The following is a 14,800-nucleotide window of genomic DNA, read 5'->3' on the forward strand; positions in this document are numbered from 1 at the left end:
ATGGCAGTCCTCATTCAATTCGGGATCGGTGTGGTCTTTGGGCTTGGCCTTATCGTCTCAGGCATGTCGAACCCGGCAAAGGTCCTGAATTTCCTGGACGTCGGCGGCATCCCGGCGGGAACGTGGGATGCAAGCCTCGCTTTCGTGATGGCCGGCGCGGTCGCGGTGACCTTCGTCGGCTTCAGCCGCGTCTTCAAACTCGCGCGGCCTGTCCTCGCCGATCGCTTCTATGTCCCAGTGCGAAAAGACATCGATCCGAGAATTATCGCCGGTCCCGCCATCTTCGGTATCGGCTGGGGCCTTGTGGGCTTTTGTCCAGGCCCGGCGTTGACCGCGCTCGGATTTGGTTCGGCCTCCTCATTCATCTTCGTCGCCGCGATGTGTGCTGGCATGGTGCTCGCCCGCTTCATCGCGCAGCTTCCGTCGGCAACGCGTGTCGTCACGCCGGCAGATCCGCTCGAAACCTGACATGGACAGGACCGGGCGAGTTGTCTCGTCCGGTCCTGCCTGTCATGGTTTCATCGACTACCAGCGATCGCCGACACCGACGCCAACACTGACGCCGGGCGCACGGATGCCGACGCCGCCGCGCGGACCATCGTCCCAGTCACGATAAGTGCGGCGCTCGTAGTAACGGTCGCGCGGCATGGTCGCGTAGGAGTCGCGCACGATCACGCGCGAACCGCCGCGGGTCCGATAGCAATTGCCGGAATCGTCGCAGACCAGCCGCACTTGCTGGACGAGATCGGGGCTGGTGTATTCGCTGGTCGTATAGACGTCGGCGGCCTTCGCGCCGCTCACCGCTGCCAAAGCTCCGACGCCAGCCAGCAACGCAATCGTGAATGTCCTCATCATGTCCTCCTCGAAACTGCCCTCGGCGGTAACAAGAAGGGGAGGCGGCGATCGTTCCGGCAGAACTACAGGTTTTTCCCGGAACCGGATCGCTTGTCGGCGTGATTTGTTCCTAGATCGGCTCGTAGCTTTCCGATCCGCAGATGTCGTCCGCTTCGGCGCGGCGGCGATCGACCACCTTTCCGCCTGATATGGTCACGATGTAGGTCTGTGGGCCGAGCGGCGATCCGGTCGCCGAGGTGAGCTGGGCGCGGACGCAAGCTGTCCAGCCTGGTCCCCGCACCTCACGATGGGGCGTGGCGACATGCACCTCACGCGGATAGGACGTGCTGAGGAAGACGAATTCGATCTGCTCGCGCACGACGCGTTTGACGTCGGGGGGCGCTTCGGGCGGCGGCTGCTCGGCCTCCTTCATGCGCATGAACTCGGGCACCGGTGCGCGGCTGTCGGCAAAGCCGCAGGCCCCGAGCGCGAGCGCGCTGGCCAGCAGCACGGCATGAACAATGATCCGCAACATCCGTGAAGGTCCCCTGCGGGCCAAAATAGGCACGAATGCGATCCGACGAAGACCCGGCCGATCAAGATTTGCTGAAGCCAGCATTTCCCGAAGCCAAGATTTCCTCAGGCCCTGGGGCCCGCAGCATTGGCTATTCCATAATTGCCGGCTAGTTTGTGCCCCAGACGAGGGGGATTGCGCCCATGAGGATTTTGGTCATAGCGGCCGCGGTGCTGGCGCTGGCGGTTGCCTCCGCGCAGGCGCAGATGGGCGGCGGCAGGCGTCAGCCTAACGAGGGCGGCCAGAAGGCGGACAACAAGCCTAAGGTCGACGAGAAGGCCTACAAGGCCGCACTCGAGCGCATTCCCGAGTCCAAGGAGAAGTACGATCCGTGGAGCGGGGCGCGTCCGCCTGAACCTGCCAAGAAGCCGAAATAGGTGAGGCGGGCGCTGGCGACCCGCTCATGCTATTTGGCCGCTCTCGTCACGCTCCTCTTGTTTTCGTCGCGGCCAGGCATCGCCTGGGAGAGCTGGGGTGGCGATCCCGGCGGCTCGCGCTTCTCGCCATTGCGAGAGATCACGCCCGACAATGTCGGCAACCTGGTTCGGGCCTTCGAATTCCACACGGGCGATCTCGCGGCGCGGCCGCCCGGGGTGATGCGGCGAACCAAATTCCAGGCGACGCCGCTGTTCGTCGAGGACAGTCTGATCTTCTGCTCGCCTTTCAACGAGGTGATCGCGCTCGATCCTGGCACGGGCGCGCAGAAATGGCGCTACGATCCGAAGATCGCGATCAACCAGCGTCCCGCCAACCGCTACGTCTGCCGCGGCGTCACCTACTGGCTCGACGACGAGGCGCCTGTAGATGCCTCATGTCGATCGCGCATCTTCATGGGCACCAACGATGTCCGCCTGATCGCGCTCGATGCGAAGACGGGAATCCCCTGTGCCGACTTCGGCAAGGGCGGTGAGGTCAGGCCCGATATAGGCATGAAGCTGGAATGGCCCGGCGAATTCCAGATCACCTCGCCGCCGGCAGTCGGCCGGGGTGTGATCGTGGTCGGCTCCGCGATCGGCGACAACCGCCGCGTCGACGCACCGAGCGGAATCGTGCGCGCGTTCGACGCGCGCAGCGGTCAGCCACGCTGGACCTTCGAGCCGCTCAAGCGCGATGGCATCGAAGCCGGTCACGCCAATGTCTGGGCGCCGATGTCGGTCGACGCGGCGCGCGGACTGGTATTCCTGCCGACGTCCTCGCCGTCGCCGGATTTCTGGGGCGGCATGCGGCCTGGCGATAACGAGCATGCCAATTCGGTGGTCGCGTTGCGCATCGAGACCGGCGCGCTCGTATGGGCATTCCAGACCGTGCATCACGACGTCTGGGATTACGATCTGCCGGCGCAGCCAACGCTCACGCGCATCGACACCGGCGAAGGTCAGCGCGATGTCGTGATCCAGCCGACCAAGCAGGGCTTTGTCTTCGTGCTCGATCGCGACACCGGCAAGCCGGTGTGGCCGGTCGAGGAGCGCAGCGTTCCGCAGGGGGCCGCGGAAGGTGAACGGCTGTCGCCCACGCAGCCATTCCCGACGCATGTGCCACCGCTGATGTCGCAAAAAATCTCGGCTGAGGATGCGCTCTCGCTCGTTCCGGGCCTGCGCCGCTCAGCTTGCGAGAAGCAGTTCGCAGAGGCGCGCAACGAGGGCCTGTACACGCCACCCTCAACGCAAGGCACGCTGGAGTTTCCCTTCACCGGCGGCGGCGTCAACTGGGGTAGTGCGGCCTTCGATCCCGTCAACCAGATCCTTTATGCCAACACCAGCCGGGCCGTTCATCTCATCAAGCTGATTCCGCGGGCGGAGGCGGCCGGATTCGAGCCTCCGCCCGGTCATGATTTCGGCCAGCAGAATGGTGCGCCGTTTGCGATGTCACGTGCGGTGGCAATGTCGCCGCTCGGGCTTCTTTGCAACAAGCCGCCCTGGGGCGAGATGGTCGCGGTCGATCTGAAGGCCGGCAAGATCCTCTGGCGTTCGACGGTGGGCACCACCGAGGATCTCGCCCCGCTCGGCGTGCCGCTGCCATGGGGTGCGCCGCTCGTCAACGGGCTCGCGGTCACGGCAGGCGGGCTCGTTTTCACCGGCGCGATGGACGCCTATTTGCGCGCCTTCGATGCGCGAAGCGGAAGGGAGCTGTGGCAAGGCCGGCTGCCGGTGCCCGGAGTCGCCAATCCGATGACCTATCTCTGGAAGGGCGAGCAGTATGTTGCCATCGGCGCCGGCGGCCACTCCGAGGCAGGCACCTCGATTGGCGACAGCGTCGTTGCGTTTCGCCTGGCGCGGCCGGGCGAGGGGCCGTCGTTATGGTCGCGTACCATCGATCGTCCCGGTGGACGATTTTTTGCAGCATCATCGGCGATCGCGCTCGCGATTGTCGCGCTCGTGGTTGTAAGCCTGCGCTGGCGTCGCCGACGTCGTATCGCGCGAACATGACGCAGCATCGCGCGCGCGATGCGAACGATCGTTCACATCATGCGCACTACTGTTCGAAAGCGACGCCGATGCGCCTCTCGCTGCGCCAGACGGGGCGGCATTTGCGCACGAAATTGTCGCGCGTGATCGCGAGCGTGAACGATTGCGGCACTGTGACGAGGGCATCGAGGTCGATTGCGGCGCCGTTCGCCGACATGTTTCGCACCGTGCACGTGATGCCGCAATTTTCAAAGGTGATCGTTCCACCCTTGAAAACACGGTAACGCTGCGCTGCACGCTTCTCGATCATCCGCGTTAATCCATAATGATATTTGTGAAGTAGTGCATAGAAATTACGTTGAACTAAATTCAATACTGGCGCTACTTGCACAGCGCTTCAGATTTCGTTTACGACGTCGAAGCGGAAGTCACTCCGCGGATTTTCCCCCAAGCCGTTCCTTTGTGGCGCTACGCGCCGATGGAGATATTGATGAAGACCACGTTTTCGCTTCTGTTCGCTGCAGCGCTCTCGCTGTCGTCCATGCCCGCCCACGCCACCAAGCTCGATCTCGCGACCATGAGCTGCAAGCAGTTCCTGGAGAGCGGCGACGACACCATCAAGATGGTGCTGACCTGGATGGATGGCTGGTACAAGGGCGATGAAGAGAACGCGATCATCGACACTGACGTGTTCGTCGAGAACGCCAAGCAGTTCGGCAGCTATTGCGGAAAAAATCCGAACGTCAGCATCGTCACGGCGGCTGACGAAGTGCTCGGCAAGTAACCTCTCCCGCGTGACGGCGCGAAGCGCGATCGCGCTTCCTGTCTCGACATGACGCTATCGAGAGCCGCGGTGCGCTTTGCGCTCACGCGGCTTTCTTCTTTGATGCTCACCCCGGCAGCATCGCGAACGCGCTCGACACCATCGCCACCGGCTTGTTGTCGGTGGCCGAGAGCAGCGTGACCCGGCCAAAGCTCATGGTGCGCCCGAGTCGCACCACGCGGGCGTCGGCCAGCACGTCCGACGAGGAGACTGCGCGCATGAAATGCGTGGTCTGGTCGACCGTCGTCATCGGACGATAGCCGCGGTTGGCGGCGAGGTTCGCAATCACCATGGCGGTATCGGCGAGCGCCATCAGTGCCTGGCCGCAGACCACGCCGCCGTTGCGGCACAGGCGCTCCGAGAACGGCATGCGCAGGAGCGCTGCCGGCTGCCAGTCCGGCACGTCCGGCGGCGGCAGGTGCTCGATGCGCTCGACCGACAGGTTGAGATCCTGGACCCAGGGCGCAAAGACCTCGCCGAGGATGCGTCTGGCTTCAGTGATGCCGAACTCGGCTTCTGGCTGCGATGGCATTGCTGTCGTTTCCTCCGTGTTGCCGGATGTTCGGCATTCCGAGCGGACCGGCGCGGCAAAGTCACCCGGACTGCCGGGGGTCCCGTCGGCTTGAAAATGCCTGACTTCGCCCGGTATGATGCCACGGAGTGGGTATGGGTGGGTGATGTTGCGTCGGTATGTTCTCGTGTTTTGTCTGGCCGGGCTCGGCCTGTTGCTGAACGGGTGCACCAAGTGCGGCCCGATCTGGGACGACTGGCTCCACGCGCCGAAATCGTGCAAATCGGACCGGCTCTAGCGGGCCGAGCGGCCCCTGCGGTTGTGACAGGGGTGACAAGGCGCGGGCGACCCGCGCCGCCATGGATGATCAAGGAGTCGATGATGAAGCTTTTCCGTACGGCCGCGGTGCTGGCTGTTCTGGCGGGACCGACCGTGCTGGCGGGACCGGCCTCTGCGCAAATGCCCAATCTCAATTTGCTGCAGGAAGGTCCGGGCAAGACCCCTGAGGAGAAGGCCGCGGAAGCCGAGCGTGACAAGGCCTACAAGGAAACGCTGAAGAAGATTCCGGATTCCAAGGCCTCCAACGATCCCTGGGGCGGCATGCGCTCCGACCCGCCGAAGCCGTCGGCGGCGCCAAAGGCGTCGGCCGCGACCGGTGCGCCGAAGAAGAAGTCCGGCACGACTGCCAATTGACCTTCTGCCCGATCGGAGGCGGCGGCGCCTACGGCCGGGACTCCACTTCGGCCGGCCTGCTTCCTACATTGCGCGAGAGCGTATTGCGTAACGGAGGCGGGACATGGCCGATCGTCCGCGAGATCTCGCCGAGCGGATGGCGCGCCGGCGCAAGATGGGCGGCAAGGCCGGCGCGAGGGCCGGCGACGGTTATCTGCGCGAGACCTTCACGCTGCCACGCGCGGCGGCACGGGAGAGGGCGCAGGCTTTCTTCGCCCGCTACCCCAAGGCCGGCTATATGAGCGCGGTCGAGACCTGGCGCGAGCTGCCCGGCGGCGACATTGAATTCACGATGCGGCGGCTGCCCAGCGCGGATTAGGGCCGGCCCTATTCGAAGGTTTCCGATGTGATGCGGATCCGGAACACGGGCTCCTTGGCCTCGTCCAGCAGCTCCATATTCCATTCGGAATTTTCCTGGAGCTTGCGGGCGATGCCGGCGGCCATGTCGGCGCAGACGCTGGTCATCTCCTTCCAGGCCAGATCGCGATTTGCAAATTCCGACGCCTGGTCGGCACAGCCGGAATAGCTGCCGTTCCGGATTCGAAAGAAGTAGAGCGGCATGGTTCGCACCGATCGCGCCTGATGGCTCCGTCCCCACGGCCATAATCGCGGGCAGTCCAATCCCAAACCGTCGGCAGATCAATTCCGGTCGGCTACGGAATAGTCCCATGGGCGCCGCTGCGTCCTGTAGGCCATGACGGCTGCGGCGCGCCGGGGCGCGCCAGCCGCCGCCGATCTCGGTCCGGCCGCTCAGGCCGTGTCGCGCCCGATCGCCTTCAGCTCGCGATCGATGCGCAGCTGTACCCGCCGGATCGCCAACAGATCGATCTTGGTCTCGGTCCGGCCGGTCTTGATCTGCTCGCCGATCCGGAACTGCCACTGCCAGATGCCGGGAAGTGCCGTCTTGGCGACGGTGAACTCGACGCCCCTGTGATTCATGGCCTTCTCCCACGATTCACTTCCATCACTGAGAACATGCTGGGCGGCATAATATTCCTGGGAAAGCTAAATCTGTCGGTAAGCCCCGGATAGCGCACGGCTATCCCGCAAACGCACGCGCTACCGCCCCGGCGGCGGCGCGAGACCTCTCCGTGGTTCTCCGGCCATGAACAGAGTTCCTGGGATGGTAAGGGCGCCTTCCGGAACGCGGCGGCATGTGCCTTGCTTGGTCCGATGACGGTCAGCAACATGGGCGCGTCATGCTGGGCATTCCCCGCCGCTATTCTCATTTCGTGTTCGGAATCATCCAGTCCGGACTGACCTCGCTGGTCGCCGCGGGCATCGCCAGCTTTCCCGCAGGGAACGCGCTGGACTTCCTCGCGCACTGGATGGTGTCGTGGCTGATCGCATGGGCGGCGATGCTGCCGATCGTGCTGCTCGCGGCGCCGGCGATCCGCGCCTTCTCGCTGCGGCTGACGCAGGAGGAGGGCGGCTCGCAAACCGGCCGGCCGGCATGAAAATCGACAAAGAAATCGGCAAGGAAATCAGCATGAAAAAACCCCGCTTGGAAGAACCAAGCGGGGAGAAGGTTATTGGAGGCTGAGGTGCTGGGCTGCAACACCATAGCCAGGCGACCCTAGCCGGCTCAGCTTACGACAGCCTGACAAGGCCCGCGACGGCGGCAGCGAAAGCCGGAGCTCGGGGGCCGCAGACTGGCCCCGCACCGGTCCCAATTTCGACATCCGTTCGCACAACTCAGGACACAACCGCAGGCGAGATTCCGCAGCGACGGTGCTGCCATGGGGGAAACGTGGCGCACCGGCAACGGGGTGGCATCATGGACAACGTAGAGCGGTCATTCGCCGCCGCGACGGCGGCTGGCTTCGTAGTGCTGGTGATCGGCATCGGGTTGCTGGTTCTGCTGTAGGTGATGTTGAGTGCCGGGACGGCTCCGGGGTGGAAAGGCCCATGCGCGCCTTTCAAAAACACGAAAACAACCCCATGCACAGTAGCCTGCCGGAAAATTCCGTCGTTCAATCAATGAGTTAGTGGTAGTATTTAGATACCTTATCGCCTCGGATTTCACCTCCAAGGCCCCTGCGAATCCCTATTCCCGTGCCGATCTCCGTGAGATCAATGGCGGTCGCTCGGGCACCGTCGCCAGCGCGGTCCCGGCGCCAAACACCGCCGCCTGCCGAGTCGGTAGGCCTGCTCGGTCAGCTCCTAAGCCCTCGTCGTGGCCGCTTTAGTGAACCTTGATCGCGTCCAGCGGCAAACGGAGCTCGGCGGCACGCTCTTCGCGGTCCTTCTTGCGGAACTCGTTTTCCTTGCGCTCGAACTTGCGCATCTCCTCCTGCGCCGCCTCCAGCAGTGGATTGCGCCGGCTCGTATCGTGATGCGTGTTGTTCGTCATGACTGAGGTCCCCAGAGTTGCGGTCCCGTCCAAGACTCCCATGCAAGAGTCCCATCCCAGAGAAGGCCGCAGACCGCGAAAAGGTTCGGTGCCGCAGGATTACGGAATTCTGACGGCGCGCAGGGCATCCGTCTTTGATGCGCGTCATTTAACGCGCAAATCCCCAAAAGAACATATTGCGAACCTAGAACAAATAGGGTACATTGATTTTATCGCCGCGCCGCCCCGCCAGCCGTTTGTCCCTCTAGCGAATCCTCGCCATAAGGAGCACGACCCAATGTCCACCACTGCCCTGCGTATCGTCGAAGGATCTTCCATGGACAAGAGTAAAGCTCTGGCCGCCGCGCTCTCCCAGATCGAGCGGCAGTTCGGCAAGGGCTCGGTGATGAAGCTCGGCAAGAACGACCGTTCGATGGACGTCGAGGCGGTCTCCTCGGGCTCGCTCGGGCTCGATATCGCGCTCGGGATCGGCGGCCTGCCGAAGGGGCGCGTCGTGGAGATCTACGGGCCGGAATCCTCGGGTAAGACCACGCTGGCGCTGCACACGGTGGCGGAAGGGCAGAAGAAGGGTGGCATCTGCGCCTTCATCGACGCCGAGCACGCGCTCGACCCGGTCTATGCGCGCAAGCTGGGCGTGAACATCGACGAGCTCCTGATCTCGCAGCCGGACACCGGCGAGCAGGCGCTGGAAATCTGCGACACGCTGGTGCGCTCCGGCGCGGTCGACGTGCTGGTGATCGATTCGGTCGCGGCGCTGGTGCCGAAGGCCGAGCTCGAGGGCGAGATGGGCGATGCGCTGCCGGGTCTGCAGGCTCGTCTGATGAGCCAGGCGCTGCGCAAGCTGACGGCGTCCATCAACAAGTCCAATACCATGGTGATCTTCATCAACCAGATCCGCATGAAGATCGGTGTGATGTACGGCTCGCCGGAAACCACCACCGGCGGCAACGCGCTGAAATTCTATGCCTCCGTCCGCCTCGATATCCGCCGCATCGGCGCGATCAAGGAGCGCGACGAAGTGGTCGGCAACACCACGCGCGTCAAGGTCGTCAAGAACAAGCTGGCGCCGCCCTTCAAGCAGGTCGAGTTCGACATCATGTACGGCGAGGGCGTCTCCAAGATGGGCGAGATCCTCGATCTCGGCGTCAAGGCCGGCATCGTCGAGAAATCCGGCGCCTGGTTCTCCTATGACAGCCAGCGTCTTGGCCAGGGCCGCGAGAATTCGAAAGCATTCCTGAAGGCCAACCCGGACATCACCGCCAAGATCGAGACCTCGATCCGCCAGAACTCCGGCCTGATCGCCGAGCAGATTCTCGCCGGCAGCCCCGAGCGTGACGCCGACGGCGAAGAGCCGGGCGACGAGTAAGCTTCAACAGTAGAGTTTTTCGCGAGGAGCGGGCGCTGAGGACGTTGAGTTGCCGACGTCTTCGGCGCCTGTTTCGTTTTGCGTGGGGGCACCGGGTGGTGCGATGAAGCGTCTGATCTTGACCAGTTCGTCCGGAGGCCAGCTCGCACGGTCCGGGCTGGCGGAGCTTGTCATCTCATCCTCGTTTCACTTTGAGTGGGGACCGCTGCCCTCGCCCGAGAAGCTCGCAGCCTATTTCGCGCCGCGTTCGGCGAATCTCGGGCCTGGTGATCATTGGTCTGATTGGGGCATCCGCTGGCCCAAGAGCATCAAGGATCGCAAAGACTTGTCCCTTGCGGACTTCTGCGAGCAATATGACGTGGTTGAACTTTGGTTCGACCCAGCTCCCCGGGATCAATTGCAGCTCGTCTGCCTGCTGGACCACCTCAGCTCCTGCTCCTCACTGGTGCCAAAACTTCGACTTCGACTTGTCTCATCCGAGCTGACGACAGCACACGGTGAGGATCTCGCTGCGTCCGAGCCGCACATCCATGTCGTGCCTGTTAGGGCCCAGGAGTTCGAGACTGCCCGGTTGGCGTGGTCGGCCTACCGTGCGATGAGCCCTGAGGCGTGCGTCGATCTCCTTCACCAGGATCTCAGTGCATTGCTGATGCTGCGCCCGGCCTTGCTCGATCTTTTGGCAGAACTGCCGTCGCCTGCGACCGGACTCGGTGCGACCGAGATGCGGTTCTTGGAGATGCTTGCCAGAGGGTTTGCGAACACGGGTGCGTTGTTTCACCTGCGCTCGCATCGGCGCACGTTCGTGTTTGGAGAGACTGAGTTGGGTCGGTTGCTCGACGGGCTCGCGCTTGGCCCCAAGCCCGCAGTGGCCGGATTGGACGACGAACTGCGCACGATCGACCGCGAGAATCACAGGGATCGGCATGCCGCATATCTCCGCAGCCGACTGTCACTGACCGAGTTCGGGGAGGCTGTTCTGGCTCACCAGGAGGATTTCAGTCGCCACAATCCGATCGACCGCTGGTGGGGTGGCACGCATCTGACCAATGATCGGCTGTGGCGTTAAGGGTCTGTTTTGACGACGCCATCGTGAAGTCATTGGCATGACACACCTTGTTTCGACGACAGATTTGACCGTTGCCGGCGCCACACAGCGCGCCGGACTCCTTTGAGAGCTGATCGTGTCACATCTGATTTTGACCACGAACCATCTTGCGGCAGACACGCTTCGCCAGTCCAAACTGGCGAATATCGCGCTCGGCTTCTACACGTGCTTCGTCTGGAGGAAATTGCCTTCCGCAGAGCAGCTTTTAATGGGGCTGGAGCGGCGGTCGGCAAAGCACTGCAATCCAGGCGATCATTGGCTCGACGACGTTTGTCGAGACTGGCTGGAAGGTTTCGGCACGCGCGATATCGGTTTCTTCGAACTCTGCACGAAGTTTGACTCGATCGAATTGTGGGTTGATCCTCGAGCAAACGATCAGCTCGTACTCGTCTGGCTGCTCGACCTGCTTCGCCCTTACAAGGAGATCACGACGAAGCTCAGCCTGGTGCATACGGATGACGAGGTCGCCAACTATGCTCCAGAGTCTGTCGCAAAATGGAAGCTGCCGGCCTTCAAGGTGACCGACAACCATTTGGTGACGGCCAGCCTCGCCTGGCAGGCCTATCGGGCTGAAACGCCAAAGCCCTGTTTCGATCTTCTGATGACGGATCTGACGATGCTGCCGAGACTTCGACCGGCGCTCATTGCGTTGCTTGAAGAGCTTCCGGACAGCGTCACGGGCCTGGGGGCCAGCGAAATGGATATTCTGGACTTTGTGAACGACGGGCACACGGACCCGAGGCGTGTCACCGAAGCGTGGTGGATGCGCGATGTGTTCGACGAAAACGACGCGCGCGATGCTTTGCTCGAATTGGGGGCACATTCGGCGCCGGCGGTCCTCTTGGGCGATCCGGCGTTCGACAATGAGGATCGCTACTTCGGCAGGAGCGAGTGGAAGGTCACGCTGACCGAACTCGGGCGTTCAATTTTTGCCCGCGAAGACGACATGTGGCGCCACAACCGGATCTATCGCTGGTGGGGTGGCACGGAGCTGACCAACGAACGGCTTTGGCGATGGGATCGCGAAAGCCGATTGCTGGTTGGGCCTTAGATAAATAAAATCGTCTGCCGTAGGCTGTAGGATGGGTAGAGCGAAGCGAAACCCATCGCACTTTCCATCCTTAGAACGGAATGCAGTGATGGGTTTCGCTACGCTCTACCCATCCTACGCATCGTGTTACTCCGCCGCCTCCGCGTAATCGCTCACGGGCGGGCACGAGCACACCAGATTGCGGTCGCCATAGACGTTGTCGACGCGCCCGACCGGGCTCCAGTACTTGTCGGTGCGCGAGGTGCCTGCGGGGAAGCAGCCCTCGGCGCGGGTGTAGGCGCGCTTCCAATCGTCGTCCGCGATGTCGTGCACGGTGTGCGGGGCGTGGCGCAGCGGCGACGCCTCGATCTTGAACCGGCCGGCCTCGACCTCGGCGATTTCCTTCCGGATCGCGATCATGGCATCGCAGAAGCGATCGAGCTCCGCCTTGGATTCCGATTCGGTCGGCTCGATCATCAGCGTGCCCGGCACCGGGAAGCTCATGGTCGGCGCGTGGAAGCCGTAATCGATCAGGCGCTTTGCGATGTCGTCGACGGTGACGCCTGAGGTCGTCTTCAGCGCGCGGGGATCGACGATGCACTCATGCGCGACACGGCCCTTCTCGTTCTTATAGAGAACCGGGAAGTGCACATCGAGCCTTGCTGCGACGTAGTTGGCGTTGAGGATCGCGATCTCGGTGGCGCGCTTGAGACCTTCGCCGCCCATCATCAGGATGTAGATGTAGGAGATGGTCAGGATCGAGGCCGAGCCGAACGGCGCGGCCGAGACCGGGCCGACTTGCGCTTTCCCATCCGTCGCGGGATGACCGGGGAGGAACGGCTTGAGATGCGCCTTGACGCCGATCGGGCCCATGCCCGGGCCGCCGCCGCCATGCGGGATGCAGAAGGTCTTGTGCAGGTTGAGATGGCTGACATCGGCGCCGTAATCGCCGGGCCTGCTCAGGCCGACCTGCGCGTTGAGGTTGGCGCCGTCGAGATAGACCTGGCCGCCATGGCCATGCACGATGTCGCAGATCTCGCGGATATGCTCCTCGAACACGCCATGGGTCGAAGGATAGGTGATCATGACGGCGGCGAGGTCGTTCGAATGCTTCTTTGCCTTGGCGCGGAGATCGTTGACGTCGACGTCGCCGTTCTTCTCGCAGGCGACCACCACCACGTCCATGCCGACCATCGCGGCCGAAGCCGGGTTGGTGCCGTGGGCGGAGGAGGGGATCAGGCAGATCTTGCGGTGGGTCTCGCCACGCGCCGCGTGATAGCCGCGGATGGCCAAAAGCCCGGCATATTCGCCTTGCGCGCCCGAATTCGGCTGCAACGAGATCGCGTCATAACCGGTGATGTCGCACAGCCACTTCTCCAGGCGCGCGAACAGCGCGTGATAGCCGCGGGCCTGCTCGCGCGGGGCGAAGGGATGCAACGAGCCGAATTCCGGCCAGGTCAGCGGCATCATCTCGGTGGTCGCGTTCAGCTTCATGGTGCACGAGCCGAGCGGGATCATCGCGCGGTCGAGCGCGAGGTCGCGGTCGCTGAGCTTGCGCATGTAGCGCAGCATCTCGGTCTCCGAGCGATGGGCGTGGAACACGGGATGAGTGAGGAAGGAGGTCGCGCGCTTGAGCGCCTCCGGCAGCGCCTCGCGTGTGGTCGCGTCGATCTCGGAATAAGCAAGCTGGCCGCCGAAAGCGCGCCAGACCGCTTCCACCGTCGCGGGCGTGGTGGTCTCGTCGAGCGCGATGCGCAAGCTGTCGTCGCCAACGCCGAGATTGATCTTCTCTGCGGTTGCGCGCGCGACGATCTCGGCACGCTTCGCGCCTGTAACCACGCTGAGCGTGTCGAAGAAGCTGTCGGATTGTAGAGCAAAGCCGAGCTTGCGCAGGCCCGCGGCGAGCACGGCTGCGCGGCGATGCACGTTGCGTGCGATCTGCGAAAGGCCTTCGGGGCCGTGATAGACCGCATACATCGAGGCGATCACGGCGAGCAGCACCTGCGCGGTGCAGATGTTGGAGGTCGCCTTCTCGCGACGGATGTGCTGCTCGCGGGTCTGCAGCGCGAGGCGATAGGCCGGCATTCCGCGCGAATCCACGGAGAGGCCGACGATGCGGCCGGGCAGCGAGCGCTTGAGCGCATCGCGCACCGCCATGTAGGCCGCGTGCGGTCCGCCATAGCCCATCGGCACGCCGAAGCGCTGGGCAGAGCCAATCGCGATGTCGGCGCCGAGCTCGCCGGGCGAGGCGAGCAGTGTCAGCGCCAGCAGATCGGCGGCGATGATCGCAAGCGCGCCCTTGTCCTTCAGGCTGGCGATCGCGGGCCTGAGGTCGCGCACAGCGCCTGAACTGCCCGGATATTGCAGTAGCGCACCAAGCACGTCGGTCTTGTCGAGATCGGTGAGGGGATCGCCGACGACCAGGGTCCAGCCCAACGGCTCCGCACGGGTGCGCATCACGGCGAGCGTCTGCGGATGCACGTCCTTGTCGACGAAGAAGGCCTTTGCTTCGACTTTCGAGTGCCGCTCCGCGAGCGCCATCGCTTCCGCCGCCGCGGTTGCCTCGTCGAGCAGCGAGGCGTTGGCGACGTCGAGCCCGGTGAGATCGCAGATCATGGTCTGGAAGTTGAGCAGCGCCTCGAGCCGGCCCTGGCTGATCTCGGGCTGGTAGGGCGTGTACGCCGTGTACCAGGCCGGGCTCTCCAAGATGTTGCGCTGGATCACCGCCGGCAAGATCGTGCCGGAATAGCCCTGGCCGATCAACGAGGTGAAGACTTGGTTCTGGGCGGCGAGTTCGGCCATATGCGCGATGGCCTCGGTCTCGCTCAACGGCTTGCCGAGATCGAGTGGAGTCGTCTGCCGGATCGAAGCGGGTAGCGTCTGCGCCATCAGCGTATCGACGCTATTTGCGCCGACGGCCTCGAGCATCGCGGTGACGTCGCGCGTGGAGGGGCCGATGTGGCGGCGAACGAAGCTGGTAGTGTCGCCATTGGATTTGCGGTGCGCGGTCATCATGGGTCCTCGCTTTAGATGTTCTTGTCGCCGTCATGCCCGCAGGCGCAGGGGC

General features: G+C 63.5%; 18 protein-coding genes. 10 read left to right on the forward strand and 8 right to left on the reverse strand.

The features are described 5' to 3' along the window. Positions 1-468 (forward strand): DUF6691 family protein, encoded by a 468-nt coding sequence (locus AC0L3J_RS16435; RefSeq protein ID WP_473347692.1) that lies wholly within the window; start codon positions 1-3, stop codon positions 466-468. A 57-nt stretch (positions 469-525) separates the two neighbouring features. Here AC0L3J_RS16435 and AC0L3J_RS16440 read toward each other — a convergent pair whose 3' ends face one another. Then, a complete protein-coding gene (locus tag AC0L3J_RS16440; protein ID WP_018456387.1) occupies positions 526-855 on the reverse strand; it encodes a hypothetical protein in 330 nt (109 codons plus the stop codon). A gap of 109 nt (positions 856-964) precedes the next feature. Then, a complete protein-coding gene (locus AC0L3J_RS16445; RefSeq protein WP_473347693.1) occupies positions 965-1,369 on the reverse strand; it encodes a hypothetical protein in 405 nt (134 codons plus the stop codon). Positions 1,370-1,551: 182 nt separating this feature from the next. On the opposite strand from AC0L3J_RS16445, the gene AC0L3J_RS16450 reads away from it, so the two are divergent. Together AC0L3J_RS16450 and AC0L3J_RS16455 are read left to right on the forward strand one after the other, a co-directional pair. Then, the gene (locus tag AC0L3J_RS16450; protein ID WP_007602200.1) at positions 1,552-1,785 is read left to right on the forward strand and encodes a hypothetical protein; all 234 of its coding nucleotides are present in this window, start codon (positions 1,552-1,554) and stop codon (positions 1,783-1,785) included. Between the two features lie 33 nt (positions 1,786-1,818). Next, positions 1,819-3,834 (forward strand): pyrroloquinoline quinone-dependent dehydrogenase, encoded by a 2,016-nt coding sequence (locus AC0L3J_RS16455; RefSeq protein ID WP_473347694.1) that lies wholly within the window; start codon positions 1,819-1,821, stop codon positions 3,832-3,834. 46 nt (positions 3,835-3,880) lie between these two features. Here the strand turns inward: AC0L3J_RS16455 and AC0L3J_RS16460 are convergent, their stop codons facing one another. Next, positions 3,881-4,123, reverse strand: a complete 243-nt coding sequence (locus tag AC0L3J_RS16460; RefSeq protein WP_473347695.1) for a PilZ domain-containing protein — start codon at positions 4,121-4,123, stop codon at positions 3,881-3,883. Between the two features lie 180 nt (positions 4,124-4,303). On the opposite strand from AC0L3J_RS16460, the gene AC0L3J_RS16465 reads away from it, so the two are divergent. Further along, positions 4,304-4,597 carry an HdeA/HdeB family chaperone gene (locus AC0L3J_RS16465; protein WP_007602202.1) on the forward strand — a complete coding sequence of 98 codons (294 nt, stop codon included), beginning with the start codon at positions 4,304-4,306 and terminating at the stop codon, positions 4,595-4,597. Between the two features lie 106 nt (positions 4,598-4,703). Here the strand turns inward: AC0L3J_RS16465 and AC0L3J_RS16470 are convergent, their stop codons facing one another. After that, on the reverse strand, positions 4,704-5,168 hold the full coding sequence (locus AC0L3J_RS16470) for a PaaI family thioesterase (protein ID WP_007612196.1): 465 nt from the start codon (positions 5,166-5,168) through the stop codon (positions 4,704-4,706). A 360-nt stretch (positions 5,169-5,528) separates the two neighbouring features. Between AC0L3J_RS16470 and AC0L3J_RS16475 the strand changes: the two genes are divergently transcribed. Together AC0L3J_RS16475 and AC0L3J_RS16480 are read left to right on the forward strand one after the other, a co-directional pair. Next, positions 5,529-5,840: a hypothetical protein gene (locus tag AC0L3J_RS16475; protein ID WP_473347848.1), complete on the forward strand. Its 312-nt coding sequence runs from the start codon at positions 5,529-5,531 to the stop codon at positions 5,838-5,840. Positions 5,841-5,943: 103 nt separating this feature from the next. After that, on the forward strand, positions 5,944-6,198 hold the full coding sequence (locus tag AC0L3J_RS16480; RefSeq protein ID WP_473347696.1) for a hypothetical protein: 255 nt from the start codon (positions 5,944-5,946) through the stop codon (positions 6,196-6,198). 8 nt (positions 6,199-6,206) lie between these two features. On the opposite strand, the gene AC0L3J_RS16485 is transcribed toward AC0L3J_RS16480, so the two are convergent. Both AC0L3J_RS16485 and AC0L3J_RS16490 read right to left on the reverse strand, forming a co-directional pair. Then, positions 6,207-6,440 (reverse strand): DUF6894 family protein, encoded by a 234-nt coding sequence (locus AC0L3J_RS16485; RefSeq protein ID WP_473347698.1) that lies wholly within the window; start codon positions 6,438-6,440, stop codon positions 6,207-6,209. Between the two features lie 189 nt (positions 6,441-6,629). Then, positions 6,630-6,818 (reverse strand): hypothetical protein, encoded by a 189-nt coding sequence (locus AC0L3J_RS16490; protein WP_456769186.1) that lies wholly within the window; start codon positions 6,816-6,818, stop codon positions 6,630-6,632. 260 nt (positions 6,819-7,078) lie between these two features. Between AC0L3J_RS16490 and AC0L3J_RS16495 the strand changes: the two genes are divergently transcribed. After that, positions 7,079-7,336 carry a DUF2798 domain-containing protein gene (locus AC0L3J_RS16495; protein WP_473347699.1) on the forward strand — a complete coding sequence of 86 codons (258 nt, stop codon included), beginning with the start codon at positions 7,079-7,081 and terminating at the stop codon, positions 7,334-7,336. Between the two features lie 728 nt (positions 7,337-8,064). On the opposite strand, the gene AC0L3J_RS16500 is transcribed toward AC0L3J_RS16495, so the two are convergent. After that, positions 8,065-8,232 (reverse strand): hypothetical protein, encoded by a 168-nt coding sequence (locus tag AC0L3J_RS16500; RefSeq protein ID WP_456769188.1) that lies wholly within the window; start codon positions 8,230-8,232, stop codon positions 8,065-8,067. A 277-nt stretch (positions 8,233-8,509) separates the two neighbouring features. Here AC0L3J_RS16500 and recA point away from each other — a divergent pair, with 277 nt between their 5' ends. The 3 genes from recA (at position 8,510) to AC0L3J_RS16515 (ending at position 11,754) form a co-directional block, all read left to right on the forward strand. After that, on the forward strand, positions 8,510-9,598 hold the full coding sequence (recA, locus tag AC0L3J_RS16505) for a recombinase RecA (protein ID WP_007602214.1): 1,089 nt from the start codon (positions 8,510-8,512) through the stop codon (positions 9,596-9,598). A gap of 103 nt (positions 9,599-9,701) precedes the next feature. Continuing rightward, positions 9,702-10,664, forward strand: a complete 963-nt coding sequence (locus tag AC0L3J_RS16510) for a hypothetical protein (protein WP_473347700.1) — start codon at positions 9,702-9,704, stop codon at positions 10,662-10,664. Positions 10,665-10,779: 115 nt separating this feature from the next. Continuing rightward, positions 10,780-11,754, forward strand: coding sequence for a hypothetical protein (locus AC0L3J_RS16515; protein WP_473347701.1), 975 nt, complete (start codon positions 10,780-10,782; stop codon positions 11,752-11,754). Positions 11,755-11,880: 126 nt separating this feature from the next. On the opposite strand, the gene gcvP is transcribed toward AC0L3J_RS16515, so the two are convergent. Beyond that, positions 11,881-14,745: an aminomethyl-transferring glycine dehydrogenase gene (gcvP, locus tag AC0L3J_RS16520; RefSeq protein WP_473347849.1), complete on the reverse strand. Its 2,865-nt coding sequence runs from the start codon at positions 14,743-14,745 to the stop codon at positions 11,881-11,883. Positions 14,746-14,800 lie beyond the last annotated feature (55 nt).

The sequence above is a fragment of the Bradyrhizobium sp. Kon37 genome, assembly GCF_055807535.1.